Consider the following 1,815-nt stretch of genomic DNA (forward strand, 5'->3'; position numbering starts at 1 on the left):
TCCCATTACTTAACTCACCCATAATACGTGCTCCTCTAGGAGGTGGACCCCAATCGTCCCCTAGTAATGCATTAAATAAAGATTTACCTTTATATCCCAGTTCGACCAGTCGATAGTATTCATTTATTCGGTCATCATTATCTTCTTCCCATTCATGCATAGACCCATTAACAAGGCGGATTTCAACTCTAATCATAACAAATCCTTCTTTGCTTATTTTAATTAAGATTATCACTATTTTCTATTTCTTTGTCGGATGCCCTTTGGAAATGTGGACACATAGAGCGACGTCCATCTGGTTCTATTGCTACGCCCTTAAATTTTGTACCATCTGATTTGACGTCCATAAATTTTCCATCAGGACCACGCTTGACATAAGTGTGATTGGTTGGATTATAGGTTTGTGTACGATTTTTCACACTTCCAGTGCGGTGATTCTTATTTGTATTTGTTGCCATTGTATCACCTCCTTTCTCCAAAGCTAAATTGACATCTGACAAAATTATTGTATCAGAAAAAAAAGAGGTGCTTTTCCCTGCAAAAATTAGGGTTTTAGACAGATTCAGCCTGTCCCCTCCACAATCGCTATCTCATCCTCACTCAGCATACAGCACATAAAATACTTATTTCATTCACACAGGTTGTGTCTGAAGCCTCTTTGTTTCAAAATATTCTTCCGCCAAAACCGTGGTAATAAAATCGGCTTCTTTATTGGTGAGTTCCGCTACAGCCATTCTAACCATCTCAATATCTACTTTGAAAAATTCTTTTCGTAAGTTAACTGCATTGACGCGATTATTCATAAATTTTTTATGAAGTTCTGACTCAAGCTTTGGAGCATCATCATAAGCGATCATTGCATGAACATCAAATGTAAAAGGTACACTAGCATCCCCAAGTTCTTTTACCCTATCCATAGGATCAAGTCGACGAGTCATCCCTATCTTGTAGACGTTTTCGCCAAACGATCCAATATTGCTGATAATGTATACGTGCCCTCTTCGTGTTTGTTCAGCCATACTCTTTGCACGATGCTCTTTATTCTCTGCTTCTTCTAGTTTTCTTTCTAGTTCAGCAATCCTAACCTCTGCAAAAACTCTTTCCTCGTTACTTGCTTTTGCAAGTTCATCCTTTGCTTTGCTAAGCAATTCGCGATATAAACGCTCTTCTTTCTCGGCTTCTTGCATTGCTTTCTCAGCTTCTTGTATTGCCTTTTGCTCTTCTCGCATCTGCTCTTTTATGGAACGCTGTTCTTCTTTTTCTTCCTGCTTCTTTAAGGTGAATTGGTACTGAAGCCCGCACTCTTCAAGCTTAAGTGACACATATTCCTCATTAAAAGCAAATTCGAGGGTCAATGAGCCTTTTTCGATGTCATTTGCTGCTTTACTTATTCGCTCAAGAGTCCTTGTAAAATTACCTGGATTAACATTTCCAATGAGAAAATCGCATTCAATATTAAACGTTTTGAGCATCATAATTGCCTGATTTTTAAATATTTCCTTATCGAGTGATGTATATTCGGAAATAATATTTTTTTCTGGAAATAAAACTGCTTTTTTATCTGTAATTACCTTTCTTTGTGTCTCGCGTATAATCTTTATCTCTTCAGCATATCTTGCTGATGTCTCATAGAGATATTTAGGCATTTCGAAGTGCCCATAATCAACAAATTCGTCAATTCTTGAATAAAGGTCGGCTTTTCTCGTAATATTTTTTATTTCTAAGGTTAGTGAAGCTATCTTTGCGGCATCTTTTTCCATTTTATCATTTGACGCTTGAACTGATTTTCGTAATTGTTCTTCTTGAGTCTTGAGC

The 1,815-nt window shown here is 37.2% G+C and carries 3 protein-coding genes; all 3 read right to left on the reverse strand.

Annotated features, from left to right (window positions below):
• Nucleotides 1–196, reverse strand: a 196-nt coding sequence (locus tag WA010_RS04725; RefSeq protein ID WP_422555997.1) for a hypothetical protein, incomplete at its 3' end; no start/stop codon positions are given.
• Between the two features lie 22 nt (nucleotides 197–218).
• The gene (locus WA010_RS04730; RefSeq protein ID WP_422555998.1) at nucleotides 219–458 is read right to left on the reverse strand and encodes a hypothetical protein; all 240 of its coding nucleotides are present in this window, start codon (nucleotides 456–458) and stop codon (nucleotides 219–221) included.
• A gap of 174 nt (nucleotides 459–632) precedes the next feature.
• A partial coding sequence (locus tag WA010_RS04735) for a DUF4041 domain-containing protein (RefSeq protein ID WP_422555999.1) occupies nucleotides 633–1,815 on the reverse strand: 1,183 nt, incomplete at its 5' end.

This window comes from Sulfuricurvum sp. (genome assembly GCF_049305995.1).
In the GTDB taxonomy this organism is placed as follows: domain Bacteria; phylum Campylobacterota; class Campylobacteria; order Campylobacterales; family Sulfurimonadaceae; genus Sulfuricurvum.